At 70.4% G+C, this 25,823-nt stretch carries 21 protein-coding genes; 16 read left to right on the top strand and 5 right to left on the bottom strand.

Annotated elements, in window-relative coordinates; genetic code table 11:
- Positions 1–32: 32 nt before the first annotated feature.
- Positions 33–839, bottom strand: coding sequence for a ParA family protein (locus tag J0I43_RS06690; protein WP_292860950.1), 807 nt, complete (start codon positions 837–839; stop codon positions 33–35).
- A 93-nt stretch (positions 840–932) separates the two neighbouring features.
- Here J0I43_RS06690 and J0I43_RS06695 point away from each other — a divergent pair, with 93 nt between their 5' ends.
- Genes J0I43_RS06695 through J0I43_RS06705 form a run of 3 tightly spaced genes read left to right on the top strand, consistent with a single transcriptional unit; the run spans position 933 to position 6,223 of the window.
- Positions 933–4,340, top strand: a complete 3,408-nt coding sequence (locus tag J0I43_RS06695) for a pyruvate carboxylase (RefSeq protein ID WP_292860953.1) — start codon at positions 933–935, stop codon at positions 4,338–4,340.
- 48 nt (positions 4,341–4,388) lie between these two features.
- Positions 4,389–5,732: a MinD/ParA family protein gene (locus J0I43_RS06700; RefSeq protein ID WP_292860955.1), complete on the top strand. Its 1,344-nt coding sequence runs from the start codon at positions 4,389–4,391 to the stop codon at positions 5,730–5,732.
- On the top strand, positions 5,732–6,223 hold the full coding sequence (locus tag J0I43_RS06705; protein WP_292860957.1) for a peptide deformylase: 492 nt from the start codon (positions 5,732–5,734) through the stop codon (positions 6,221–6,223). Before J0I43_RS06700 ends, J0I43_RS06705 begins: the two co-directional genes overlap by 1 nt.
- Before the next feature lie 18 nt (positions 6,224–6,241).
- Here J0I43_RS06705 and J0I43_RS06710 read toward each other — a convergent pair whose 3' ends face one another.
- Positions 6,242–8,089 (bottom strand): long-chain fatty acid--CoA ligase, encoded by a 1,848-nt coding sequence (locus J0I43_RS06710; protein WP_292860960.1) that lies wholly within the window; start codon positions 8,087–8,089, stop codon positions 6,242–6,244.
- A 201-nt stretch (positions 8,090–8,290) separates the two neighbouring features.
- Here J0I43_RS06710 and J0I43_RS06715 point away from each other — a divergent pair, with 201 nt between their 5' ends.
- From J0I43_RS06715 to J0I43_RS06730, 4 genes are all read left to right on the top strand, one after another.
- Positions 8,291–9,241, top strand: coding sequence for an ROK family glucokinase (locus J0I43_RS06715; RefSeq protein ID WP_292860963.1), 951 nt, complete (start codon positions 8,291–8,293; stop codon positions 9,239–9,241).
- Between the two features lie 10 nt (positions 9,242–9,251).
- On the top strand, positions 9,252–9,962 hold the full coding sequence (locus J0I43_RS06720) for a 1-acyl-sn-glycerol-3-phosphate acyltransferase (protein ID WP_292860965.1): 711 nt from the start codon (positions 9,252–9,254) through the stop codon (positions 9,960–9,962).
- Positions 9,963–10,024: 62 nt separating this feature from the next.
- Entirely contained in the window at positions 10,025–11,362 is a 1,338-nt protein-coding gene (locus J0I43_RS06725) for a class II 3-deoxy-7-phosphoheptulonate synthase (RefSeq protein ID WP_292860967.1), read from the top strand.
- Positions 11,363–11,441: 79 nt separating this feature from the next.
- On the top strand, positions 11,442–12,359 hold the full coding sequence (locus J0I43_RS06730) for a hypothetical protein (RefSeq protein WP_292860969.1): 918 nt from the start codon (positions 11,442–11,444) through the stop codon (positions 12,357–12,359).
- Positions 12,360–12,425: 66 nt separating this feature from the next.
- Here the strand turns inward: J0I43_RS06730 and pknB are convergent, their stop codons facing one another.
- On the bottom strand, positions 12,426–14,372 hold the full coding sequence (pknB, locus tag J0I43_RS06735) for a Stk1 family PASTA domain-containing Ser/Thr kinase (RefSeq protein WP_292860971.1): 1,947 nt from the start codon (positions 14,370–14,372) through the stop codon (positions 12,426–12,428).
- 91 nt (positions 14,373–14,463) lie between these two features.
- Entirely contained in the window at positions 14,464–15,486 is a 1,023-nt protein-coding gene (locus J0I43_RS06740; protein WP_292860973.1) for a LysM peptidoglycan-binding domain-containing protein, read from the bottom strand.
- Between the two features lie 169 nt (positions 15,487–15,655).
- On the opposite strand from J0I43_RS06740, the gene J0I43_RS06745 reads away from it, so the two are divergent.
- Positions 15,656–16,006 carry an Rv2175c family DNA-binding protein gene (locus J0I43_RS06745; RefSeq protein WP_367267546.1) on the top strand — a complete coding sequence of 117 codons (351 nt, stop codon included), beginning with the start codon at positions 15,656–15,658 and terminating at the stop codon, positions 16,004–16,006.
- Between the two features lie 35 nt (positions 16,007–16,041).
- Here J0I43_RS06745 and J0I43_RS06750 read toward each other — a convergent pair whose 3' ends face one another.
- A complete protein-coding gene (locus tag J0I43_RS06750; protein ID WP_292861944.1) occupies positions 16,042–17,127 on the bottom strand; it encodes a polyprenyl synthetase family protein in 1,086 nt (361 codons plus the stop codon).
- Positions 17,128–17,211: 84 nt separating this feature from the next.
- Between J0I43_RS06750 and J0I43_RS06755 the strand changes: the two genes are divergently transcribed.
- The 8 genes from J0I43_RS06755 to murD all read left to right on the top strand — a co-directional run bounded on the left by J0I43_RS06755 (position 17,212) and on the right by murD (position 25,762).
- On the top strand, positions 17,212–17,598 hold the full coding sequence (locus tag J0I43_RS06755; RefSeq protein WP_292860975.1) for a DUF3040 domain-containing protein: 387 nt from the start codon (positions 17,212–17,214) through the stop codon (positions 17,596–17,598).
- Positions 17,599–17,768: 170 nt separating this feature from the next.
- Entirely contained in the window at positions 17,769–18,200 is a 432-nt protein-coding gene (mraZ, locus tag J0I43_RS06760) for a division/cell wall cluster transcriptional repressor MraZ (protein WP_292860977.1), read from the top strand.
- Positions 18,201–18,297: 97 nt separating this feature from the next.
- Positions 18,298–19,257 (top strand): 16S rRNA (cytosine(1402)-N(4))-methyltransferase RsmH, encoded by a 960-nt coding sequence (gene rsmH, locus J0I43_RS06765; RefSeq protein WP_292860979.1) that lies wholly within the window; start codon positions 18,298–18,300, stop codon positions 19,255–19,257.
- Entirely contained in the window at positions 19,254–19,856 is a 603-nt protein-coding gene (locus tag J0I43_RS06770) for a hypothetical protein (RefSeq protein ID WP_292860981.1), read from the top strand. Before rsmH ends, J0I43_RS06770 begins: the two co-directional genes overlap by 4 nt.
- Positions 19,857–19,860: 4 nt before the next feature.
- Positions 19,861–21,675, top strand: a complete 1,815-nt coding sequence (locus tag J0I43_RS06775) for a penicillin-binding protein 2 (protein ID WP_292860983.1) — start codon at positions 19,861–19,863, stop codon at positions 21,673–21,675.
- Positions 21,676–21,705: 30 nt separating this feature from the next.
- The gene (gene murF, locus J0I43_RS06780) at positions 21,706–23,130 is read left to right on the top strand and encodes a UDP-N-acetylmuramoyl-tripeptide--D-alanyl-D-alanine ligase (protein WP_292860986.1); all 1,425 of its coding nucleotides are present in this window, start codon (positions 21,706–21,708) and stop codon (positions 23,128–23,130) included.
- Positions 23,127–24,236, top strand: coding sequence for a phospho-N-acetylmuramoyl-pentapeptide-transferase (mraY, locus tag J0I43_RS06785; RefSeq protein WP_292860989.1), 1,110 nt, complete (start codon positions 23,127–23,129; stop codon positions 24,234–24,236). Before murF ends, mraY begins: the two co-directional genes overlap by 4 nt.
- Positions 24,233–25,762: a UDP-N-acetylmuramoyl-L-alanine--D-glutamate ligase gene (gene murD, locus J0I43_RS06790; protein ID WP_292860992.1), complete on the top strand. Its 1,530-nt coding sequence runs from the start codon at positions 24,233–24,235 to the stop codon at positions 25,760–25,762. Before mraY ends, murD begins: the two co-directional genes overlap by 4 nt.
- Positions 25,763–25,823: the final 61 nt, after the last annotated feature.

The following is a 25,823-nucleotide window of genomic DNA, read 5'->3' on the forward strand; positions in this document are numbered from 1 at the left end:
ACGAGGGACGAGGCGCGGGAGGGGGGAGAGCGTCAGGCGCGCTGTTCGCCCGCGGAGATGCGGCCGGTGCGCATGACGCGGTCCAGGAGCGCGTCGAAGTCTCCCGCGAGCTCCTGAGCGGAGTCTCCCGGCCAGATGTGCAGCGGCTTCGCGGCGCCCTGCGCCTGCTGCAGCGACGTGCGCTCGGGCAGCTGGGGCGACAGGACGAGCGGGCCGAACATGTCGCGCAGCTCCTTGATGCGGAACTGGTGCTCGATCGACTGGGGTCGCACGCGGTTCACGACGATGCCGAGCGGCTGCAGGCGGGGCGAGAGCCCGCGACGGATCTCCTCGATCGCGCGGAGCGCGCGGTCGGCCGCGGCGACGGAGAACAGGCCCGGCTCGGTGACGACGACGACGCGGTCGGATGCCGCCCACGCCGTGCGCGTCAACGCGTTGAGCGACGGGGCGCAGTCGATGAGGACGAGGTCGTAGTCGGCCTCGATGGTCGCGAGGGCTTCCTCGAGCTTCCACACATCGCGCACGCTCGGGTGCGGTCCGTCGAAGTTGATCGCGGACGGGCTGCCGATCATGACGTCGATCGTGCCCGCATGCACCTTCGCCCAGCCGCTCGAGGTGATCGCCTGACGGACGACCTTCTCCTTCGGATTGGCGAGGACATCGGCGACGTTCAGACGCCCGGCGACCTGGATGTCCATGCCCGTCGACACGTCGGACTGGGGGTCGAGGTCGACGACGAGGGTCCGCACACCCCGGGCGAACGCCGCGGAGGCGAGACCCAGAGTCACGGTCGTCTTGCCGACACCCCCTTTGAGCGAGGAGACGGAGAGCACGTGCACAAGGCTCTACGTTACCGTCCCCTAGGCTGTGAGGACACTCAGGCATACCGTCGTGTGATGTCGCGCGGCGGACTCTCCCTTCAAGAGGTGAGCATGTTCCGAAAGATCCTCGTCGCGAACCGCGGTGAAATCGCCATCCGCGCCTTCCGTGCCGCATACGAACTGGGCGCGCGGACCGTCGCGGTGTTCCCCTGGGAGGATCGGGGCTCGCTCCACCGCCAGAAGGCGGATGAGTCCTACGAGATCGGCGAGCAGGGGCATCCGGTGCGCGCCTACCTCGACGTCGAGGAGATCATCCGGGTGGCGGTCGCCTCCGGTGCCGACGCGATCTACCCCGGCTACGGGTTCCTCTCCGAGAACCCGGAGCTCGCGGCACGCGCGGCCGAGAACGGCATCACCTTCATCGGGCCGCCCGCCCGCGCGCTCGAGATGGCGGGCAACAAGGTCACCGCGAAGGAGCACGCGATCGCCGCGGGCGTGCCGGTGCTGCGCTCCACCGAGGCATCCGACGACGTCGACGCGCTCGTCGCGCAGGCGGACGAGATCGGCTTCCCCATCTTCGTCAAGGCCGTCGCCGGCGGCGGTGGCCGCGGGATGCGCCGCGTCGAGACCCCCGGCGAGCTGCCCCCGGCGATCGCCGAGGCCTCGCGCGAGGCGGCAGCGGCCTTCGGAGACGGGCGCGTGTTCCTCGAGCAGGCCGTCATCCGTCCGCGCCACATCGAGGTGCAGATCCTGGCGGATGCGACCGGTGAGACCGTGCACCTGTTCGAGCGCGACTGCTCCGTGCAGCGGCGTCACCAGAAGGTCATCGAGATCGCGCCGGCGCCGAACCTCGATCCCACGATCCGCGACGCGCTCCACGCGCACGCGGTCGCGTTCGCGCGGTCGATCGGCTACGTCAACGCGGGCACGGTCGAGTTCCTCCTCGAGACGGCGGGACCCCGCACCGGCGAGGTCGTCTTCATCGAGATGAACCCGCGCATCCAGGTCGAGCACACCGTGACCGAAGAGGTGACCGACGTCGACCTCGTGCAGTCGCAGATGCGCATCGCGGCGGGGGAGACGCTCGACGACCTGGGGCTGCACCAGGAGGACATCCACCTGCGCGGAGCGGCGCTCCAGACCCGCATCACGACCGAGGACCCGTCGCAGGGATTCCGGCCCGACACGGGGCGGATCACGACCTACCGCTCGCCCGGCGGCGCCGGCATCCGCCTCGACGGCGGCACGACGGCCGCGGGTTCGCAGATCAGCCCGCACTTCGACTCGATGCTCGCGAAGCTCACGTGCCGCGGCCGCGACTTCCCCGCCGCCGTCGCCCGCGCCCGCCGGGCGCTCGCGGAGTTCCGCATCCGCGGCGTCTCGACGAACATCCCCTTCCTACGTGCCGTCCTGGACGACCCCGCGTTCGTCTCCGGCGACCTGTCGACGTCGTTCATCGACGAGCGTCCGCAGCTGCTCACCCAGAACCCGTCCCGCGACCGTGCGACGAAGCTGCTGAACTGGCTCGCGGACGTGACCGTGAACCGCCCGTACGGCGAGAAGCCGCTGTCGGTCTCGCCCGGCAGCAAGCTGCCCGAGATCGATCTGCACGCACCGGTGCCGCGCGGCAATCGCGACGCCCTGCGGGAACTCGGCCCCGCAGGCTTCGCGCAGGCACTCCGCGCCCAGACCGCCCTCGCCGTCACCGAGACGACCTACCGCGACGCGCATCAGTCGCTCCTCGCGACGCGTGTGCGCACGCGTGACCTCGTGCGCGTCGGCCCGCACGTCGCGCGCATGACCCCGCAGCTGCTGTCCGTCGAGGCGTGGGGCGGGGCGACCTACGACGTGGCGTTGCGCTTCCTCGCGGAGGACCCCTGGGAGCGGCTCGAGGCCTTGCGCGACGCGATGCCCAACATCCCGATCCAGATGCTGCTGCGGGGCCGGAACACGGTCGGCTACACCCCTCGCCCGACCGCCGTCACCGACGCCTTCGTGAAGGAGGCGGCAGCGACCGGAGTCGACATCTTCCGCGTCTTCGACGCCCTCAACGACGTCGACCAGATGCTGCCCGCGATCAGTGCCGTCCTCGAGACGGGCACGGCCGTCGCGGAGGTCGCGGTCTGCTACACCGCCGACCTGCTCGACCCCGCCGAGACGCTCTACACACTCGACTACTACCTGCGGCTGGCCGACCGCATCGCGGCATCCGGTGCGCACATCCTCGCGATCAAGGACATGGCGGGCCTGCTGCGCCCCGCCGCGGCGGCGAAGCTCGTCGCAGCCCTGCGCGAGCGCTTCGACCTGCCCGTGCACGTGCACACGCACGACACGGCCGGCGGTCAGCTCGCGACGCTCCTCGCAGCGAGCGCCGCCGGCGCCGACGCCGTGGATGCCGCAGCCGCCCCGCTCGCGGGGACGACGAGTCAGCCCTCGCTCTCCGCGCTCGTCGCCGCGCTCGCGCACACCGAACGCGACACCGGGCTCTCGCTGCAGGCCGTGAGCGACCTCGAGCCGTACTGGGAGGCGGTGCGCCACCTCTACCGCCCGTTCGAGTCGGGGCTGCCGAGCCCGACCGGCCGCGTCTACCACCACGAGATCCCCGGCGGGCAGCTCTCGAACCTGCGTCAGCAGGCCATCGCCCTCGGCATGGCCGACGACTTCGAGCGCATCGAGGACATGTACGCCGCCGCCGACCGGCTGCTCGGGCGTCTGCCGAAGGTCACGCCGTCGTCCAAGGTCGTCGGCGATCTCGCCCTCGCGCTCGTCGCGGCGAACGCCGACCCGGCCGACTTCGAGCAGAATCCGCAGAACTACGACATCCCCGACTCCGTCGTGGGCTTCATGGCGGGCGAGCTGGGAGACCTGCCCGGCGGATGGCCGGAGCCCTTTCGCACGAAGGTGCTCGCCGGCCGCGACGTCCGAGTCGAGATCCCGCCGCTGAAGGCAGAAGAAGAGGAGGGCCTCGCCGGGGATGCCGTCACGCGTCGTCGGACGCTCAACCGGCTGCTGTTCCCGGGGCCCGCGAAAGACTTCGAAGCGACCCGTGCCGCCTACGGCGACCTGTCGGCCCTCGGCACGCCGGACTACTTCTATGGCCTCAAGCCCGGCGAGGAGCACGTCGCCGAGATCGACCCCGGCGTGCAGCTGTACGTCGGTCTCGAGGCCATCGGCGAGCCGGATGCCGCGGGCATGCGCACGGTCATGACGACCCTCAACGGGCAGCTGCGGCCCGTCTGGGTGCGCGATCGGTCGATCGCGGTCGACAAGGTCGCGGCCGAGAAGGCGGACACGTCCAAGCCCGGTCAGATCGCGGCGCCGTTCGCCGGCGTCATCACGATCAAGGTCGCCGCTGGCGACCGCGTCGCGGCCGGTCAGGCAGTGGCATCCATCGAGGCGATGAAGATGGAGGCCGCCATCACCTCTCCGATCGAGGGCGTCGTCGAGCGTGTCGCGATCGCGACGAGTTCCCCGGTGGAGGCGGGCGACCTTTTGGTCGTCGTCCGGCCCGCCGACTAGCCTGGACCGGGGCGCACGGCGCCCGCAAGCGATCTGGGAGTGTGCAGCGTGGCCAATGAAGCAGGCGACAACGGGGCCGAAGAGGTCGACAACGGGGTCCTACCCGAGGCCGGCGCCGACACGACGGGCATCGGCATCGTGGAGGGCGGCACCGCTCAGGTCGACGTCGCCCTGCCGGTCGTGGCATCCGATGACGATGATCTCGTCGAGGATGACGAGGTCGTCCTGGACGAGGTGAACGTCTCCGAGAGCCGCACGCTCGCCGCGCCCCTTGCGCGCCCGCTGCCCGTCGGCGCCGATCGGAGCGCCGCCGCCGATGCCCGCCCCGCGGCGGCGGTCTCGACCCTCTCGACGCCCGACTCGGAGGCGGACCATCACGAGCGTGTCCGCCCCCGCACGTCCGAGATCACGCTCCAGTCCCGCCGACTCGGCGACTTCGAGGCCGATCGGGAGAGCTCCGACCTGCTGACGCCCGACCGCCTGCTCGACCCGGCGCACGTGGTGCGCTCCGAGCCGGAAGGAACTTGGCGGCACCTCGTGTACACGCTCTCCGGGCGTCGTCTCAACCTCGGCGACAGCCGGCGTGCCCGCGAGCGCAAGGCTCTCGATCAGCGGATCGCGGCGCCCCTCTCGGGCGGCGCGCGGTTCGTGCCGGTGCTCTCGCGCAAGGGCGGCGTGGGCAAGACGACCGTCACGACCCTCCTCGGCATGGCCCTCGCCGACGCCCGTGAAGACCGCATCATCGCCGTCGATGCCAACCCCGACCGCGGGACGCTTGCGGAGCGCATCGGGCGCACGAGCGGCAAGACCGTGCGCGACCTCGTCCGCGTCCAGGCCGACGTGCACGGATTCAACGACGTCTCGCAGATCGTGGGCCGCGACCACACGCGGCTCGACGTCATCGCCTCCGACGCAGATCCGCACATCTCCGAGGCCTTCAACGACGACGACTACCGTGATGTCGCCGAGATCGCCGCGCACTTCTACTCGGTCGTACTCACCGACACCGGCACCGGAATCGTGCATTCGGTGATGGATGCCACGCTCGAGCGCGCCGATGCGCTCGTCATCGTCGCGGGGCTCTCGATCGATGAGGCGCGCCTCGCCTCCGAGACGCTCACGTGGCTCGAGTCCAACGGCTACGAGGACCGCGTCCGCGGCGCGGTCGTCGTCCTCAACACGGCCCGACCGGGCGCGCCCCTCGTCCGCGCCGACGAGCTGGAGTCCCACTTCCGCAGCCGTGTGCGCCAGGTCGTCCGGATGCCGTACGACCCGCACATCGCCTCCGGCAGTGCGATCTCGTTCCGCGACCTGCAGCCCGAGACCCGGGACGCCGCGCGCCGGCTCGCGGCGATCGTGGTCGAGGGTCTGCGCGCGCAGGCTGCCGCCTGATGGCCGTCCGCACGATCCGCCTCTTCGGCGACCCCGTCCTGCGCGCCGTCAGCGCGCCGATCGAGACCATCGACGACGGCATCCGCGGTCTCGTGCAGGACCTCCTCGACACGGTCGAGCTGCCGGGGCGCGCCGGTGTCGCGGCGCCGCAGATCGGCGTCGGCCTGCGCGCCTTCAGCTACAACATCGACGGCGACATCGGCTATGTGCTGAATCCCGTCCTCGCCGAGGTGCGCGGCGAGCCCGAACCGGTGGGCGAGGGATGTCTGTCGGTGCCGGGCCTCTGGCACGATGCGCTCCGCCATCCCTGGGCGCGCGTCACGGGCATCGATCTGGACGGCGAAGAGGTCGTCCTGGAGGGGGAGGGCCTGCTGGCGCAGGCCCTCCAGCACGAGACGGATCACCTCGACGGACTGCTCTACCTCTCACGCCTTGCTCCGGAGGACCGCAAGCAGGCCATGCGCGAGGTGCGCGAGAGCTCCTGGTTTTGAGTCGGACGGAGTACCGGGTCAGCCGAGCGACACGTTGGTCGTCGTGACCGGCACCGTGTAGATCTCCTCGATGGCGTCCGCGAAGTCGTCGAGGATCACGTTGCGCTTGATCGAGAGCTTCGGCGTGAGATGGCCGCTCGCCTCGGTCCACTCCGTGTCGAGGATCGTGAACTTGCGGATCGACTCCGCGCGCGAGACGCCCTTGTTGGCGATGTCGATCGCCCGCTGGACCTCGGCCCGGACGGCGGGGTTCTTCGCGGCATCCGCCAGCGACATGTCGGCGGGCAGCCCGTTGTTTCCGAGCCAGGTCGGGAGCATCTCGGGATCGAGCGTGATGAGCGCGGAGATGAACGGCTTCTGGTCGCCCACGACGACCACCTGGCCGACGATCGGGTTCGCGCGGATCGGGTCCTCGAGGGCGGCCGGGGCGACGTTCTTGCCGCCGGCCGTGACGATGATCTCCTTCTTGCGCCCCGTGATCGTGAGGAAGCCCTCGTCGTCGAAGGAACCGAGGTCGCCGGTCTTGAACCAGTCGCCGTCGAACGCGGCGGCCGTCGCCTCCGCGTTCTGCCAGTACTCCTTGAAGACGTTGATGCCGCGGACCTCGACCTCGCCGTCCTCGGCGAGGCGCACGCCCACGCCGGGGAGCACGGGCCCGACGGTGCCGATCTTCGATTTCTTGGCGAGATTGACGGTCGCCGGCGCGGTCGTCTCGGTCAGGCCGTAGCCCTCGAGGATCGTCACGCCGAGGCTGTGGAAGAAGTGGCCGAGACGCGGGCCGAGGGGCGCCGAGCCCGACACGGCGTAGGTCACGCGACCACCCATCGCGGCGCGGAGCTTGCCGTAGACGAGCTTGTCGAACAGCGCGAACTTGATCTTCGTGCCGAGGGGCACCTTCTTGCCCTCCTGCAGGAGGGTCGAGTGCTCAATCGCGGTGTGCGCGGCGGCCCGGAAGATCTTGCCCTTGCCGCCCGCCTCAGCCTTCTGCTCGGCGGAGTTGTAGACCTTCTCGAACACGCGCGGCACGGCGAGCAGGAACGTCGGCTGGAACGATCCGAGCGCGGGGAGCAACTGCTTCGTGTCCGGCTGGTGCCCGGTCTTGACGCCCGCGTGGACGTCCAGGATCGAGATGAAGCGCGCGAACACGTGCGCGGTCGTGATGAACAGCAGCGTCGAGGCGCCGGGCGTGGTGACGACCTCTTCGAGCGCCTTCGCGGAATTGCGCGCGAGTTCGACGAAGTTGCTGTGCGTGAGCACGCAGCCCTTCGGGCGCCCCGTCGACCCCGAGGTGTAGATGAGCGTCGCGATGTCGGAGCCCACGGCGAGGCCGCGGCGGCGTTCGATCTCTTCGTCGGGGACATCCGCGCCGCCGGCGCGGAGGGTGTCGAGGGCGCCGGATGCCATGGTCCACACCTCGCGCACGAGGGGGAGGTCGGCGCGCACCTCTTCGACGCGCGCGGTGTGCTCCGCGCTCTCGGTCAGGACGGCGACGGCGCCGGAATCGGAGAGGATCCAGCTGACCTGCGACGCGGAGCTCGTCTCGTAGACGGGCACCATGACGGCGCCGGCGAAGAAGAGGGCGAAGTCGACGAGCGTCCACTCATACGTCGTCCGAGCGAGGAATCCGACCTTGTCGCCGGGCTCGATACCCGCGGCGACGAAGCCCTTCGCCAGCGCGATTACCTCGCGCTGGAACTCTGCGGCGGTGATGTCGCGCCATCCCGCGCCCTCGCCCGAACCCTCGGGCACGGCGAACAGTGCGAGCGACGGCGTCGCTTTCACGCGCTCGATCAGGAGGTCGGCGATGTTGGCATCGGGATCGGCGGGGACGATCGCGGGGACTTCGAACTGGGCGGCGGCGCTCATGGTGCGGCAACTCCTTCGGTACCGAGGGGCGTCGAATGACGGCTGGGATCCAGTCTAACTCTTCGTGATACTCAGTCTCGCGAGGCGCCAGTCGTCCCGGCGTTGGTCCGGCGCATGCGCCCCGTGGGACTGTGTTGTCCACACTAGACTCTCCGGTGCTGTGACGCCGATCGGCGTTGCGGGGAAATCGGAGGACTCGTCGTGCTCAACGTCGGCATCGATATCGGCGGAACGAAGATCGCGGGCGGTGTCGTCGCGGAAGACGGACGCATCATCGAACGCGCCCGCGTCGTGACGCCGACGGACACCGCCGACCTCGCGCAGGCCGTCGCGGACATGGTCGAGGACCTGGCATCCCGTCACGACGTGCACAGCGTCGGCGTCGCCGCCGCGGGATACATCGACCGCACGCGCTCGATCATGATGCACGCCCCCAACATCGACTGGCAGAACGTGCCGCTGCGCGCCCAGTTCGAGGAGCGCATCGGGCGGCCCGTGACGCTCGAGAACGACGCCAACGCGGCGGGCTGGGGCGAGTTCCGCTTCGGTGCCGGGCGCGGCACGTCCGACATGGTGATGGTGACGCTCGGCACGGGTGTCGGCGGCGCCGTCATCACCGACGGGACGCTCGTGATCGGCGCGAACGGCAGCGCGGCCGAGCTCGGCCACATCCGATTCGTCCGCGGCGGGCGCCCGTGCGGCTGCGGGCAGAACGGATGCCTCGAGCAGTATGCGTCCGGCAGGGCGCTGCAGCGCGAACTCGCCGACATCGCCGACGCCGGAGGGATCGGCGACCGGCTCGCCGCGCACCGCGGCGCCGATGGCCTCGTGCACGGCCCGCAGCTCGCTCTGCTGCTGAGCGAGGGTGACGAGGGCGCGCTCGAGGCTGTGCGCCGTGTCGCGACGGCGCTCGGGGAGGCGTGCGGCGGGTTCCAGGCGGTCCTCGATCCCGAGTTGTTCGTGATCGGCGGTGGAGTGGCCGACCTCGGCGAGGTGTTGCTCGAGCCCACCCGCGTCGCGTACGAGTCCGCCCTCCCTGGGTTCGGTGACCACCCGACGGCGCGATTCGTCATCGCGACTCTCGGCAACGACGCGGGGCTCGTGGGCGTCGCCGACCTGGCGGGACTGCGCTCGGGCGTCCGGGCCGAGTGAGGAAACCGCGATGTTCTACTGGTTCATGAAGTACATCGTGATCGGACCGATCGTCAAGGCGATCTTCCGGCCGTGGATCGTGGGCCGCACCCACGTCCCGGCGAACGGCGCGGCGATCCTCGCATCGAACCACCTCTCGGTGAGCGACTCGATCTTCCTGCCGCTCATGATCGACCGGCCGATGAGCTTCCTGGCCAAGAGCGACTACTTCACGGGCAAGGGCATCAAAGGCTGGGCGACCCGCGTGTTCATGAAGGCGACCGGGCAGATCCCGATCGATCGCACGGGCGGCAAGGCCTCGGAGGACTCGCTCAACACGGGTCTGCAGGTGCTGGGGCGCGGCGATCTCCTCGGCATCTATCCGGAGGGCACGCGCAGCCCCGACGGCAAGCTCTATCGCGGCCGGACGGGGCTGGCCCGCATGGCACTCGAAGCGCGCGTCCCCGTCGTCCCCGTCGTCATGGTCGACACGGGCGAGATCATGCCGATCGGTCGTTCGATCCCGCGGATCGGTCGCGTCGGCATGGTGATCGGTGAACCGCTCGACTTCTCCCGCTTCCACGGCATGGAGTCCGACCGGTACGTCCTGCGATCGGTGACCGACGAGATCATGGTCGCTCTGCAGCGTCTCGGTGAGCAGGAGTACGACGACGTGTACGCGTCGACCGTGAAGGACCGGGCGAACGCTCCGGCCGTGGGCTCGTCGCCCGCCGCCGGATGACGCGCACTTCCGACCCCGTCACGCGAGCATCCGCCGCTGCGCCACGCCACTAGACTGGCCGGATGCCCACTCCGCACGCCGACCTGGATCACTGGCGCACGCTTCCCATCAAGCAGCAGCCGCTCTGGCCCGACGCCGACGCCGTCGCCGCCGTGTCGACCGAGATCGCGAGCCTTCCGCCCCTCGTCTTCGCGGGCGAGGTCGACAACCTGCGCGACCGCCTCGCGAAGGCCGCCGCGGGCCAGGCCTTCCTGCTCCAGGGCGGCGACTGCGCGGAGACCTTCGCCGGCGCCACCGCTGAGCAGATCCGCAACCGCATCAAGACCGTGCTGCAGATGGCCGTCGTGCTGACCTACGGGGCATCCATGCCCGTCGTCAAGATGGGGCGTATGGCCGGGCAGTTCGCGAAGCCCCGGTCGAGCGACACGGAGACGCGTGGCGACGTGACCCTTCCCGCCTACCGCGGCGACATCGTCAACGGCTTCGACTTCACCGAGGGGTCGCGCACGGCCGACCCGCAGCGGTTGCTGAAGGGCTACCACACGGCGGCATCCACCATCAACCTCATCCGTGCGTTCACGCAGGGCGGCTTCGCGGACCTGCGCGAGGTGCACTCGTGGAACAAGGGCTTCGCGCAGAACCCGGCGAACCAGCAGTACGAGCGGCTCGCGACCGATATCGATCGCGCGATCAAGTTCATGGAGGCCGCCGGCGCCGACTTCGACGAGCTCAAGCGCGTCGAGTTCTACACGGGCCACGAGGGCCTGCTGATGGACTACGAGCGGCCGATGACCCGCATCGATTCGCGCACGCACACTCCGTACAACACGGCCGCGCACTTCCTGTGGATCGGTGAGCGCACGCGCGAGCTCGACGGCGCGCACGTCGACTACTTCTCGAAGATCCGTAACCCCATCGGGGTGAAGCTCGGCCCGTCGACCGACCCGTCGGTGGCGCTCGCGCTCATCGACAAGCTCGACCCCGAGCGCGAGCCCGGCCGTCTCACGTTCATCACGCGGATGGGTGCGGGCAAGATCCGCGACGCGCTGCCGCCGCTGCTGGAGGCCGTGAAGGATGCCGGGGCGGCCCCGCTCTGGGTCACCGACCCCATGCACGGCAACGGCATCACGACGCCCACGGGATACAAGACACGCCGTTTCGACGACGTCGTCGACGAGGTGCGCGGGTTCTTCGAGGCGCATCGCGCCGTGGGAACCCACCCCGGCGGCATCCACGTCGAGCTCACGGGAGACGACGTCACGGAGTGCCTGGGCGGCTCGGAGCAGATCGACGAGGCGACCCTCGCGACCCGCTACGAGAGCCTGTGCGACCCGCGCCTGAACCACATGCAGTCGCTCGAGCTCGCCTTCCTCGTGGCCGAGGAGCTCGAGAAGCGCTGACGCGGGCGCCGCGCGCACCCCTGCCCGCGATCACGAGAACGCACGACAGCACCTCTCCCGAACTCTGAAAGGTGCTGTCGTGCGTTCTCGCGCGCCGCGCTGTGGAGAGTTCGCCCGCGCGGCGGGCGTCGGACGGGGGCGGCTTCGCGGGCGTGACCTCGGCCACCCGCATCACGGCGTCTATGTCGCCGCGGCATTCGATGACCTGGTCGATCGCTGCGCGGCGCTGAGCGTCGCGCTCGGTCCGCAGCACTGGTTCAGTCACCTCACGTCCGCCCGGCTGTGGGGCATTCCGCTTCCACGCCGGCACGCACCGATCGAGCCGTTGCACGTCCTCACGGTCGGAGGGCGGGTGCCGGTGCGTCATCACCACGTCGTCGGGCGCGTGACCTCGGACGACCCCGAGCGCGGCATGCACGCCGGGCTCCGGATGATCGGCCCGGTCGTGACGTGGTGTCATCTCGCGACGCGGGGAGCCGTCACCGCCGGGAGTCTTCTCGACCGTGATGCCCTCGTGATCGCGGCCGACGTCCTCACGACGAAGCGGCGCCTCGCGACGGGGCGAACGCTCCCGCCGCTCGCTGCGGCGGCAGACCTCGTCCACGCCGTCGAGGCGCACACCGGCCGCGGCACGCGTCTGCTGCGCGAGGCGCTCGCGCTCGTGCGGCCCGGAGCGGAGTCGCCTCGGGAGACCCTGCTGCGGCTCCGCATCGTCGAGGCGGGGCTTCCCGAACCAACGGTGCAGCTTCCTGTGGCGACGACTGCCGGCATCCTGTACGGCGACCTCGGATATGAGCGGCAGCGCATCGTGCTCGAGTATCAGGGCGACGAGCACCGCACCTCGCGGTGGCGATGGCTCAGCGATCTGACGCGTGTCCAGCTGCTTCAGGATGCCGGGTACGACGTCATCCTCGTCGGTGCGGACGATCTCGTGCCCGACCCGATCGCGCTCCTCGCGCGTATCGGCCGCGCGCTCGCGCGCGAGAACGCGCGATAGCACCGTTCGGGCGGTTCCGCGGGTGCTGTCGTGCGTTCTCGGCGCGGGCCGGGGGCGCCGCGCGGGTCAGCCCGTGACGGTGAGCTGCAGCGTGACCGCGGTGCCCTTCTCGCGTTCGGAGTTCGCCTTCGGGTCCTGCGCGGAGACCTTCGTGAGCGCGTCCGGCCAGGCATCCCACAGAAGCGAGTAGCTCGCCTCGAAACCGGCGTCCTCGAGGGTCTCCTTCGCCTGGTCGCGGGTCATGCCGACGACGTTCGGCACGGGGAAGAGCTCGGGCCCCTTCGACACGACGAGCGTCACGGTGTCGCCGGGCCGGAAGTGCCCGCCGCCTTCGCGGTCGGCGATGCGGATGACATCGCCCTTGTCGACCTCCGAGCTGAACTCCTCGGTCGTGACGGCGGACAGGTCGACGGCGCGCAGCTTCGATGTCGCGGCATCCACCGTCGCCCCGGAGACGTCGGGTACGGGACCGATCGATACGTCGAACGCGACCGTCGATCCTTCGAGGGCGGTGCAGCCGTTCGTGCAGTCGATCGCGTCTCCGCCGCCGGGGGGCGTGATCCAGACGCCGATGACGGCGTCCGGGGCGGCGTCGGTGAAGTACCGCGAGGGGTCTCCGGATGCCGTGATGTACAGGGACTCGAGGCTCTGCCGCGCGCCATCCACGTTCTGCCCCGCGAGGGCGCCGATCTCGTGCGACGCCGGGCCGAGCGAGATGATCACCGTGACCTGCGCATCCTTCTCGACGCGGGTTCCGCTCGCGGGGTCGGTGCCGATCGCCTGCCCGGCGGGGATCTCGCGACTGAAGTCCTGTCCGGGGACGGCGACAAGTCCGAACCCCGAGAGGGTGGCCGAGGCGTCCTCGATGCTCTGCCCCGTCACGTCGGGCACCGCGATGAGCGATCCCGGGCCCGATCCGAACCACCAGCCCGCCCCGCCCGCGAGGGCCGTGAGAAGCAGGACGAGAGCGAGGAGCCAGCCGCCCTTGGTCGCGTTCCGGCGCGCGCGGCGCCGGAGCCTCGTCGCGTTGTCGGTGTCGTCGGTCACGGTCGGGGCGGTGAAGCTGCCCGGAAGCACCTTCGTCACCTCGCCCGAGTCGATGCCGTCATCGATCACGGCGACGCGCGTCGCGGCCGCGGCGTGCGCGCGCACGACGTGCGGGAAGACGCCGAGCTCCTTCTCGATCTCGCGCAGCCGGTCGAGCATCACGCGCGCGTCCGTCGGGCGCTCGTCGGGCTGGCGCTCTGTCGCCCAGAGCACGAGCTCATCGAGCTGCTCGGGGATGCCGGGGTTCTTGGCGCTCGGCCGCGGCACCGAATCGGTGGCGTGCTGGTAGGCGATCTGCATGGGCTGCTCGCCCTTGTACGGCTGCTCTCCGACGAGCATCTCGTAGAGCATGATGCCGAGCGCGTAGATGTCGCTGCGGGCATCGGCGGTGCCACGCGTCACCAGCTCGGGCGCGAGGTACGCGATCGTGCCGAGCAGCATCTGCCCGGTCGCCGTGTTGGCGCTCGTCGCGCGCGCCAGACCGAAGTCGCCGATCTTGATCCGGCCGTCCTCGGCGAGCAGCACGTTCTCGGGCTTCACGTCACGGTGGACGATCCCGGCGCGGTGCGCCGCGGCGAGGCCCGACAGCACGGCATCCATGATCGTGATCGTCTGCGGGATCGACAGGCGCCGCTGCTCGCGCAGGAGGTCGCGCAGCGTGATGCCGGGCAGGTACTCCATGACGAGATACGCCATCTCGCCGTCCTGCCCCTGATCGAAGACGTTGACGACGTGCGGGTCGGCGAGTCGGGCGGCGGCCCGCGCCTCCTGGATGAACCGGCCCTGGAAGACCTGATCGTCGGAGAGGTGCCCGTGCATGACCTTCAGCGCGACCCGGCGCTCGAGGCGCAGATCGGTCGCGACGTACACCGTGGCCATCCCGCCGCGGGCGATGCGAGCGCGTACGCGGTACCGACCGTCGACCAGACGGCCGATCAGCGGGTCGGTCTGCTGGCTCGTGCTCACCCTGCGATTCTAGGGAGCGGATGCTGAAAGCCCGGGGAGCGGCTCACCCCGGAGGAGGCTCCGGACCCGTCGCCGCGCGACTCAGATCGACTCACCCCAGGGCCGCGAGCCATGCATAGGCCTGCTGCTCCCACGCCGCGTAGCGGTCGGGATGGGCTGAGACCTGCACCGCCTGCGCGGCATCGGCATACGGCAGCGATTCCCACCCCGGGACGTCGAGCAGGCCGCGCGTCGCGTCGCCGCCGGGGTCATCCGGTCCGCCGTAGAACGCCGCGGCCGCGCGCGCCGGATCGAGGATCTCGTCCGACGTGCCCCATCCCGTACTGGGGCGCTGCTGGAACAGGCCCAGCGAATCGCGATCGCCCCAATCGAGGTTGCGGATCCAGGATTCGACCATGGCCGTTCCGAGCGCGATCGCGATGCCGCGATCCGGCACGCCGCGCTCCCTCCCGACCCGGATGATGATGCGCGCGTTCGCGATCTGATCGTCGTCGAGCCCGGCGACGGATGGCGCGTCCGCCGCAGGCACGGACGCGGTCGCCGGTGCGGACGCCGGTGCGGGCGATTCGGCCGGTCCGGGCAGGGCGAGGCTCTGGCCGGGGTAGATGATGGCGCCCGGCGGAAGCGCATTGGCCGCGAGCAGCGCATCGAGTGAGACCCCGGCGTCCGCCGCGATCGCCCAGAGCGTGTCGCCGGCGACGACGACGCGGGATGCCGCGGCCGCGGGCGTGTCCGTCGCGGCGGGCGCCGAGGCGTCGGCGGCCGGGCCTACGGTCGCCGCGGCGCCGGACAGTGTCAGCTCGTCGCCGGGGTGGATGATGCTCGACCAGTCGAGGCCGTTCCGCGCGAGGACGTCGCCGGTCGCCAGTTCGAACCGCTCCGCGATGCCGCTCACGGTGTCGCCGGCGACGACGACGTAGGTGTCCGGCGCGGCGAGGGCCGCGCGGAGGAACGCGTGGGGCGGGGGAGTGACGGCACGGAGCAACACGGGGGCGGCATCGGCGCGCGCCCCGGCGGTCGGCGCGGGTGCGCCCGAGAGCGCGAGAGACACCGATCCGAGCACGGCGGTCGTGGCGGTGAGCGCCGACGGGGTCGGCAGGAGCAGTGATCGCAAGAACTTCCCCCTTCTTCGACCCGGCCACCGTGACACGGATGTGTACGGGTGTCAATGAGTGTGATCAGTGTGGTCTGTGTGGCAGATGAGATCCGGATGCTCCATCGCGATGCGATTCTGCGGTGCACGCTCGCCCCTGAGGGCGCCGACGACCTGCGATAGTGAGAGGGTGACCGATGCCGTATCCCCCTCCGTCTCCACCGACTGGCTGACCATGCCCGACCTCGTCGAGGTGCTGGGTGTGCCGCTCGGACGGGTCCGTCGGCTGATCGACGACCGCGCCCTCGTCGGGAGCAAGCGAACGGGCGTTTTCGCCGTCCCCGCGCTCTTCGTCGTCGACGGAGCGCCGCTGTCGTCCCTGCGGGGCACGGTGATCGTGCTGCAGGATGCCGGCTTCAGCGACGACGAGCTCATCGACTGGCTGCTCAGCGAGGAGGAGTCCATCGGGCTCGCACCGATCGAGGCCCTCCGCCGCGGGCGCAAGAGCGAAGTGCGCCGCGTCGCGCAGACGCTCGCCTGAGCGTCGCGACGTCGGGCGTTCGGCGCGAGGACGTCTCAGGACGCGCGCGCCGTCGCGTCGCGCGCCAGCGCGCGCAGCGCCTCGACGGGGCCTGCCGCCAGGGGAGTATCGCGCAGCGCGCGGTCGGCCTCGTCCGCGTAGGCGTCGATCAGGCCTTCCACGCGTGTGAGCGCGCCGGAGGCGGCGATCGTCTCCTGCGCGGCGGCGACCTGCGCGGCATCCAGTGTCGGATCGCCGATGAGCGCGTCGAACGTGCGCCGCTCCGCTGGGCCCAGCGCTTCGCGCGTGTACGCCACGAGCACCGTCCGCTTGCCCTCGCGCAGATCGTCGCCGGAGGGCTTTCCCGTGACGGCGCTGTCGCCGAAGACGCCGAGCACGTCGTCGCGCAGCTGGAACGCGAGTCCGAGCGGATGCCCGAACGCCGACAGGGCCGCCGACTGCGCGGCATCCGCGCCGGCGAGCGCACCGCCCAGGAGCAGCGGGTGCTGGATCGAGTACCGCGCAGACTTGAGGGATGCCACGCGCAGCGCGCGCTCGGCGTGCTCCGCGTCGGGAGCGGTGACGAAGGCCGCCTCCTCCGCGATGTCGAGGAACTGCCCGACCGTCACCTCCCTGCGCATGAGACCGTAGACATCCCGCGCGCCCGCGGCGTGCGGGGCGTCGCGGAGGCCGTCCTCGAGGAGGTCGTCGCTCCACGCGACGAGCAGGTCGCCGAGGAGGATCGCGGCGGACCGGCCGAACGCCTCGGCCGATCCGGCCCACCCGGAGGCGGTGTGCTCCGCCTCGAGCGCGCGATGCGCGGCGGGACGTCCGCGACGGGTGTCGGAGTTGTCGATGATGTCGTCGTGCACGAGCGCGGCGGCGTGGAAGATCTCGAGCGCCGCGGCCGCCGCCAGGACATCGCCGGAGGGTGTCTTCGGAGCGTCGCCGTGGTCGGCGACTGCCTGCCAGCCGGTGACGCAGAAGCGGGCGCGCAGCCGCTTTCCCCCCGACAGCGTCGATGCGGCGTTCTCGACGAACACCGTCGCCTCGGGGCCGAATCCGCTCCATTCGCGGGCCCGGGTGTCGAGGAAGCTTGCCAGTCGCTGGGAAACTGCCTCGATCGGCGCCGGGGAGGGGATCACGGGCCTAGCCTAGTTCTCGAGCGCACGACTAGAATCGTGTGCACCGAATCGCCAGCACGACCCGGCCTCAAGGAGGCACGCATGCCGCTGTCAGAACAGGAGCAGCGCCTGCTCGATGAGATGGAACGCCATCTCATGAACAAGGACGCGGATGTCGTCGCGCCCCGCGATGGACAGACGCTGAGCTACCGCAACATCGTGTACGGCACCATCCTCGTCCTCGTGGGCCTCGGCGGACTCGTCTTCGGCGTCTCGAGCAGCCTGATCGTGGTCGGCGTCATCGCCTTCGTCGTGATGGTTGCGGGCGTCGTCCTCGCCGTCACGCCCGCGCGCGGCGCCGCGTCTGCGCGGGGCACCGTGCCCGGCGATTCCTCCACTCCCGCGGCCGCCAAGAAGCCGACGGGCTCGTCCTCATCGTTCATGGATCGCATGAACGACCGCTGGGACCGCCGCCAAGGCGACCACTGACGCGTATGTGACCGGGCTCGTCCCGGCACGACAGAGAGCACCGACCTCCGGGTCGGTGCTTTTTTGCGTTCGGGGGAGGGAAACCGCGTCCGAACCATAGTGAAGTGGAGGGAAGTGGAGTAAAGTGGTGCACACCTGAGGCGGGCCGGAGCGAAGGGGGGTGGTCGCGGATGCTTCTGGGCACCTACACCCCCAAGCTCGACGACAAAGGCCGCGTCATCCTCCCCGCCAAGTTCCGGACCGATCTCGGCGACGGCGTCGTCGTCACCCGTGGCCAGGAACGGTGCCTCTACGTGTTCAGCACGAAGGAGTTCGAGCGGGTCTACGAGAAGATCCGCGAAGCGCCGCTCACCAACAAGCAGGCCCGCGACTTCCAGCGCATGTTCCTCTCCGGTGCGAGCGACGAGAAGCCCGACAGCCAGAGCCGCATCACGATCCCGCCGCACCTGCGCACCTACGCCAACCTCGGCCGCGAGCTCGTCGTCACTGGTGTCGGTGCGCACGCCGAGATCTGGGACGCCGAGGCGTGGAACACCTACGCCGAAGGCAACGAAGACAGCTACTCGGACATGGAGCAGGAGGTGATTCCGGGCCTCTTCTGACCCGTGGTTCCGACTCCCAGCCGCACGCCCTGACACACTTCCCCGGTGCCAGGTCAGGCGGATGGGGATCGGAGCTCCGGATCCCGCCCCGCACATCATGAGCACGTCGGACATCCACACTCCCGTCCTCCTCGAGCGCTGCATCGAGCTGCTCGCGCCGGCCCTCACCCGGCCCGGTGCGGTCGTCATCGACGCCACGGAAGGCATGGGCGGCCACTCGGAGGGCCTGCTGGAGCGCTTCGACGGCCTCCGCCTCATCGGCCTCGACCGCGACACCGACGCGTTGCGTCTCGCGGGGGAGCGTCTGGCGCGGTTCGGCGACCGCGTGACGCTCGTCCACGCCGTGTACGACGACATCGCGGATGCCGCGGCATCCGCCGGAGCGCCGCGCGTGGACGGCATCCTCTTCGACCTCGGCGTCTCGTCATTGCAGCTCGACGAGGCGGATCGCGGCTTCGCCTACGCGCAGGACGCCCCGCTCGACATGCGCATGGACCAGACGCAGGGCATCACCGCCGCGGAGGTCGTCGCGACGTACGGCGAGGGCGATCTGCGACGGATCTTCGAGCGTTACGGCGAGGAGAAGCTCGCCGGCCGCTATGCGCGCGCCATCATCGCGGCACGCGGTGCGGCCCCGATCCTCCGGTCGGGACAGCTCGTCGACATCCTCGTCGCCGCGACACCTGTCGCCGTGCAGCGCGAGGGTCGCGGTCACCCCGCCAAGCGCGTCTTCCAGGCGCTGCGCATCGAGGTCAATGCCGAGCTGTCGGTCCTCGAGCGCGCCCTCCCGGCCGCGCTGGGGCTTCTGCGCGTCGGCGGACGGATCGCCGTCATGAGCTACCAGTCTCTCGAGGATCGGCTCGTCAAGCGTGAGTTCGCCGAGGCGGCGGCATCCACCGCGCCCGCGGGCCTGCCGGTCGAGCTGCCCGAGCACGCGCCGCGGTTCCGCCTCCTCACGAAGGGCGCCGAGCTCGCCTCCGACGAGGAGCGCGCCCGCAACCCCCGTGCCACCCCCGTGCGTCTGCGCGCGGCCGAGAGAATCGCGGAGGCCGTATGAGCATCGCCGCAGCCCCCGCGCGTCCCGCGCCCCGCACAGCGCCCGATCTCGCGCCGGGGCGCGAACCGGAACGTCGCCTGCGGGCGCTCGAGCGTCCGCTCCCGCGGCGCCGCCCGCGCCTGCTGTACGGCGTCATCGCCGTCGCGGGCGCCGTGCTCATCGCGGCAGCGCAGATGGGGCTGTCGATCCTCACGACGCAGAGCTCCTACGAGTTGTCCGCGCTCTCGAGCCGGCAGCAGGGCCTCGACTACCAGAAGCAGATGCTCACCGATTCGCTCGCGGGCCTCAGTTCGCCGCAGTACCTCGCGGCGAACGCGGCCGCCCTCGGCATGGTGACAGGCCAGGCGCCGACCTACCTCCGACTGAGCGACAGCACGATCGTCGGCACCGACGCGGGGTCCAACGGGGCCAGTTCGGTGAACGCCCTCACGCAGGCCGCGGTCTCGAACGCCCTCGTGGCGGGCGTCCCGCTCGTCAACGACCCCGCCGCGACCCTCCATTCGGGCGCGAGCGTCGCCGATCAGGCGATCGCCGCGGGCGCCGAATCCTCGACACCCCCCGCGATCGCCGACGGTCTGCCGACACCCGCCACACACTGATCTCATGACGACTCGCGCAACCCGCAGCCCGCGTCGGCGCACCGTCGTCGCCCTGGCCGTCGTTCTCGGCATCCTCGCCGCCTTCGTCGTGCGGCTGGTCGACATCCAGGTCGTCAACGCGAACGACCACATCTCCGAGGCGGAGAGCCTCGCGACGGGGAAATCGCAGACGCTGTACGGCGCGCGCGGCCAGATCGTCGACGCGGACGGCACGGTGCTCGCGACGAGCACGACGCTGTACGACGTGCAGATCGACCCCGCTCTGGCCGTTCAGGGGATCGACAAGGAGGATGCCGACGGCAACCCGATCGAGGGGCCGGACGGCAAGAACGAGAAGACGCCGTGGCCCGAGCTCGCGGCGCGCATCGCCGCCGTCACGGGTCAGACCGCCGATGACGTGCAGGGGATCGTCTCCGACGCCCTCGCGAAGGACGCGTCCTCCCAGTACGCGACGATCAAGCGCTATGTCTCGACGGAGGAGTACCGCGCCCTCGCCGATCTGAAGCTCCCATTCCTGTACTACGACGAGCATCCGTCGCGCGTGTACCCCGACGGCGCGGTGGCCGGCAACATCCTCGGCTTCGTCGGATCCGACGGCACGCCGCTGGAGGGCCTCGAGGACCTGCAGCAGTCATGCCTTCAGCCCACCGACGGGAAGATCACCTATCAGCGCGGGACGTCGGGGGTCATCATCCCCGGCACCGAGAAGGAGACGCCCGCCGTCGACGGCGGCACGCTGAAGCTCACGATCGACGGCGATCTGCAGTGGTACATGCAGCAGCTCATCGCCGAGGAGACCGCGCACTACCAGGCCGACTGGGGCGGGATCATCGTGATGGAGGCGAAGACGGGCAAGATCCGGGCCATCGCCGAGACGCCCACCGTCGACCCCAACGACCCGGGGGCCTCCGCGGCCGATGACCGCGGGTCTCGCCTCCTGCGGGTCTCGTACGAGCCCGGTTCGACATTCAAGCCGGTCACGGCTGCCACGGCGATCGAGCAGGCCGGCCTCACGCCGACGTCCGCCGTCGAGACGCCCGACCGCATCCAGTTCCCGAACGGCGCCGTGATCAACGACTCGGAGAGCCACCCCACCGAGAACCTGACTCTCACGGGCGGCCTCGTGGAATCCTCGAACGTCGCGATGTCGCAGTTCGGCACGACGGTCGCCCCCGAGGTGCGTCAGCAGTACCTCGAGCGTTTCGGTGTCGGCGGCGGCGATGCGCTGAACTGGTCGGGCTCGCCGGATGCCGGGTTCAGCGCCGACGCCGCGAACTGGGACAACCAGACGTACTACACGACGACGTTCGGTCAGGCCTTCACCGTGACCCCGACACAGGTGGTGAGCGTCTTCCAGACGATCGCGAACGGCGGCGTGCGGCTGCCGGCGCGCCTCGTCGAGTCGTGCACGGAGGCGGACGGCACGGTCGTGACCCCGGACGAACCCGACCCCGTGCAGGTGATCAAGCCCGAGACGGCGTCGGAGGTCTCGCAGATGCTCGAGAACGTCTACGCGCAGGGGACGCTCGCGGCCGACATCAACATCCCCGGCTACCGGCTCGGCGTGAAGACGGGCACGGCGCAGGTGCCGGACGGCAACGGCGGCTACAAGGACGGGCTCTACATGACCTCGCTCGTCGGTTTCGCGCCCGCGGAGGATCCGCAGTACGTTGTTCTGACGCTCTTCGACGAGCCCAAGACCAACACGATGTCGTCGGCGAACCGCTCCGTCTTCAAGAAAGCCATGATGCAGGTGCTGACGCACTACCGGATCATGCCGTCGAACGAAGCGACGCCCCTGCTCCCCGTCACCCAGTGACGCGCCCCGCCGCGTGAGGAACCTGCACACATGATCCGGATGACCCTCGCAGAACTCGCAGACGCCGTCAGCGGCATCCTCGAGCCTGCCGGCGGCGACACGGCGGAGACGACGGTCGCCGGCACGGTCGACACCGATTCGCGCGAGATCGGACCGGGCGACATCTTCGTCGCGAAGCCGGGTGAGGTCACCGATGGGCACCTGTTCGTCGGTGCCGCGGCCGAGGCCGGCGCGGCGCTCGCGCTCACCGAGCGCCGCATCGACGCCGCGATCTCGCAGATCGTCGTCCCGGACGTCGTGCAGGCCCTTGCGGACCTCGCCCGCACCGTCGTCGCACGCGTCCGCGCTGCAGGGGATCTGCGCATCGTCGGCATCACCGGCTCGAACGGCAAGACCACCACCAAGAACTTCGTGCAGCGGATCCTGCAGGACGAGGGCGAGACGGTCGCGCCCCGCAACTCCTTCAACAACGACGTCGGCGCGCCGCTGACGATGCTGCGGGTGACCGCGTCGACGCGCTTCCTCGTGAGCGAGTTCGGCGCCGACGAGGGCGGCATGATCGCCCGGCTCGCCGGCCTCGTCACCCCCGACATCGGCGCCGTCCTGATGGTGGGTCTCGCCCACGCGGGCGGCTTCGGCGGGATCGAGGCGACGCAGCGCGCCAAGACCGAACTGGTCCAGGCGATCCGCCCCGGCGGGCTCGCGGTCCTGAATGCCGACGACGCGCGCGTCGCGGCGATGGCCGAGGTCGCGGCATCCCGGGGCGTCGCGGTCCGCTGGTTCGGCCGGGGACCGGCGGCCGATGTCCGCGCCGAGGACGTCGACGTCACCGCCGCCGGTACGACATCGACGATCGTCGTGCGTGACGACGACGGCGAACGGCGGATGCCGCTGCGCCTCAGAGTCCTCGGCGAGCACCACGTCATGAACGCGCTGGCCGCCATCGCGATCACGCGCGAGCTGGGCGTCGACCCGGCCGACGCGATCGCACGCCTCGAGACCGTCGAGATCGCCGAACGCTGGCGGATGCAGCCGCTCGGCTCGGATCGGGTGCGCATCATCAACGACGCCTACAACGCGAGCCCCGACTCGATGGCGGCGGCGCTGCGCACCCTCGCGCAGATCACCGGACCCGGGCAGCGCAAGGTCGCCGTCCTCGGTGCGATGAGCGAACTGGGGGATGCCGCGGGGGAGGAGCACGACCGCGTCGGACTCCTCGCCGTGCGCCTGCGCATCGAGCGGATCGTGGTCGTCGGCCGCGAGGCGCGGCGGATGTTCATCTCGACGATCGGCGAAGGCTCGTGGGACGGCGAGGCCGTCTTCTTCGAGACCGCCGACGAGGCGTACGACTACCTCCTCACGGAGCTCCGCGACGGCGATCGGGTGCTCGTGAAATCGTCGAACGCCGCCGGTCTTCGCCACCTGGGCGATCGTCTGGGAGAATCGTTCTCGTGAGATCCCTGCTCTCGGCCGCCACGATCTCGCTGGCTTTCACCCTCTTCCTCACGCCGCTGTTCATCCGGCTGTTCGAGAAGCTCGGTTGGGGCCAGGTGATCCGCACGCCCGAGGACGCGCACAATCCCTCGCACCACGCCAAGCGCGGGACGCCCACGATGGGCGGGGTGATCTTCATCCTCGGCTCGATCGTCGGCTACCTCGTCGGCACCCTGACGGGGGGATCGCCGCCGTCGATCTCGGGACTGCTCGTCATCTGGATGATGGTCGGTCTCGGCGCCATCGGCTTCATCGACGACTACATGAAGGTGCGCCAGCAGCGCAGTCTCGGCCTCTCCGGCTGGCGCAAGATCGTCGGTCAGGTGATCGTCGCGGTGCCGTTCGGCATCCTCGCGTTGAATTTCCCGAACAGCGTCGGGCAGACCCCGGCATCCCCCTATATCTCCTTCTTCCGCGACATCCCGATGCTGTCGTTCCTCGCCCTCGGCACCGTCATCGGATGGATCGCCTACCTCGTCTGGGTCTCCTTCCTGTCCGTCGCGTGGTCGAACGCGACGAACCTCACCGACGGTCTCGACGGCCTCGCGACGGGCGCCGGCATCTTCACGGTGTCGGCCTACAGTCTCGTGACGTTCTGGCAGTTCCAGCAGCGCTGCACATCGGATGCCCTCGTCACGGCGTATCAGGCGGCGTGCTACGACACGGCCGACCCGATGGACCTCACGATCATCGCGGCGTCCTTCGTCGGCGCGCTCGTCGGGTTCCTCTGGTGGAACGCGCCGAAGGCGAAGATCTTCATGGGCGACGTCGGCTCGATGGCGATCGGCGGCGTCATCGTCGCGATGGCCGTGCTCTCGCGCACGGAGATCCTCTCCATCATCATCGCCGGCATCTTCATCATCGGGCCGGGGTCGGTGATCCTGCAGCGCTGGTACTTCAAGGCCACCGGCGGCAAGCGCCTGTTCCTCATGAGCCCGTTCCACCATCACCTCGAGATGCGGGGCTGGCCCGAGATCACGATCGTCGTGCGGATGTGGATCATCGCCGGCATCCTCGCGGTCATGGGCGTGGGGCTCTTCTACGTCGAGTGGCTGGCGGCGCAGTGACGGACGACGCATCCTCGGCCCCGGCGCGCGACCTCGACGCGCTGCGCAGCTGGCACGCCGATTGGCGGGGGCTGCGCGTCGCCGTGCTGGGACTCTCCGTGACGGGATTCTCCGCCGCGGACACCCTCGCCGAGCTCGGCGCCGAGGTGCTCGTGGTGACGGAGTCCGCGAGCGAGGAGTACGCACGTCTCGTTCCCGTCATCGGCGCCCGGTTGTGGGAGGGACCCCTTTCCTCGGCCCCTCAGGAACTGGTCGACTTCGCACCCGAGGTCGTCATCGCTTCTCCCGGGTTCGCGCCGCACCATCCGGTCATCGAATGGGTGCGTGCGCAGGGCATCGCGCTCTGGGGCGACATCGAGCTCGCCTGGCGCGTGCGCGACAAGGTGGTGCGGGCGGACGGGACACCCGCCGAGTGGGTCCTCATCACCGGCACGAACGGCAAGACGACGACGACGCAGCTGACGGCCGCGATGCTCGTCGCGGGCGGCCTGCGCGCGGCACCGGTCGGCAACATCGGCGTGCCCGTCCTCGATGCGGTGCGCGATCCTGCCGGCTTCGACGCGCTCGTCGTCGAACTCTCCAGCCACCAGCTCTGGTACCTGTCGCTCGCCGAGGGCCCGGGCGCTCTGTCTCCGCACGCGAGCGTGTGCCTCAATCTCGCGGACGACCACCTCGAGTGGCATGGCTCCGCCCGCGCCTACCGCGATGCGAAGGCCGTCGTCTATCGGAATACCCGGGTGGCGTGCGTCTACAACAAGGCGGATGCCGCGACGCGCGAGATGGTCGAAGAGGCCGAGGTGGTCGAGGGATGCCGCGCCATCGGATTCGACCTCGGCGTTCCCGGCCCGAGCGACATGGGCGTCGTCGACGGCATCCTCGTCGATCGCGCCTTCCTCGAGGACCGCCGAACGAGCGCGCTCGAGCTGACGACGGTCGCCGACCTCGCCGCGCGGGGTCTCGCCGCGCCGCACATCGTCGCGAACATCCTCGCCGCCGCCGCTCTCGCACGTTCCCTGGAGGTGGCGCCGGAGGCCGTCGCGCGCGCCCTCGCCGGGTTCCGACTCGATCCCCACCGCATCGAGATCGTCGCCGTCGCTGCGGGCGTCACGTGGATCGATGACTCGAAAGCCACCAATCCGCACGCCGCGGCATCCTCTCTCGCCGCCTTTCCGGGGGCGGTATGGATCGTCGGAGGTCAGTTGAAGGGCGTCGACATCGCCGACCTCGTCGCCGCGCGCGGGGGAGCCGTCAAGGCGGCGATCGTGATCGGCGTCGAGCGCACCGGGATCGTGGAGGCGTTCGGGCGACACGCGCCCGCCATTCCGCTGTTCGAGGTCGACCACGCTCAGACTGAAGACGTCATGGCAGAGGTCGTCGCGCTGGCGGCGGAGATCGCCCGTGACGGAGACGTGGTCCTCCTCGCTCCGGCCGCGGCATCCTTCGATCAGTTCGCCTCCTACGCCGACCGCGGCACGCGCTTCGCGCGGGCCGTGCAGGAGAGGTTCGGCGGAGACGCCGAGGAGTGACGACGACGGGGGTGCCGGTGGCCACGACCACGACCGGGCGCACCCGACCGAACACGCGACC

The sequence above is a fragment of the Microbacterium sp. genome, from assembly GCF_017305435.1.
GTDB lineage: Bacteria > Actinomycetota > Actinomycetes > Actinomycetales > Microbacteriaceae > Microbacterium.

Excerpts from the sequence above, each read along its gene's own strand:
- J0I43_RS06755 (WP_292860975.1), top strand. The coding sequence starts at position 17,212 with ATGCCGCTGTCAGAACAGGAGCAGCGCCTGCTCGATGAGATGGAACGC.
- J0I43_RS06720 (WP_292860965.1), top strand. The coding sequence starts at position 9,252 with ATGTTCTACTGGTTCATGAAGTACATCGTGATCGGACCGATCGTCAAG.
- rsmH (WP_292860979.1), top strand. The coding sequence starts at position 18,298 with ATGAGCACGTCGGACATCCACACTCCCGTCCTCCTCGAGCGCTGCATC.
- J0I43_RS06695 (WP_292860953.1), top strand. The coding sequence starts at position 933 with ATGTTCCGAAAGATCCTCGTCGCGAACCGCGGTGAAATCGCCATCCGC.
- J0I43_RS06775 (WP_292860983.1), top strand. The coding sequence starts at position 19,861 with ATGACGACTCGCGCAACCCGCAGCCCGCGTCGGCGCACCGTCGTCGCC.
- murF (WP_292860986.1), top strand. The coding sequence starts at position 21,706 with ATGATCCGGATGACCCTCGCAGAACTCGCAGACGCCGTCAGCGGCATC.
- J0I43_RS06725 (WP_292860967.1), top strand. The coding sequence starts at position 10,025 with ATGCCCACTCCGCACGCCGACCTGGATCACTGGCGCACGCTTCCCATC.
- J0I43_RS06705 (WP_292860957.1), top strand. The coding sequence starts at position 5,732 with ATGGCCGTCCGCACGATCCGCCTCTTCGGCGACCCCGTCCTGCGCGCC.
- J0I43_RS06710 (WP_292860960.1), bottom strand. The coding sequence starts at position 8,089 with ATGAGCGCCGCCGCCCAGTTCGAAGTCCCCGCGATCGTCCCCGCCGAT.
- J0I43_RS06770 (WP_292860981.1), top strand. The coding sequence starts at position 19,254 with ATGAGCATCGCCGCAGCCCCCGCGCGTCCCGCGCCCCGCACAGCGCCC.
- mraZ (WP_292860977.1), top strand. The coding sequence starts at position 17,769 with ATGCTTCTGGGCACCTACACCCCCAAGCTCGACGACAAAGGCCGCGTC.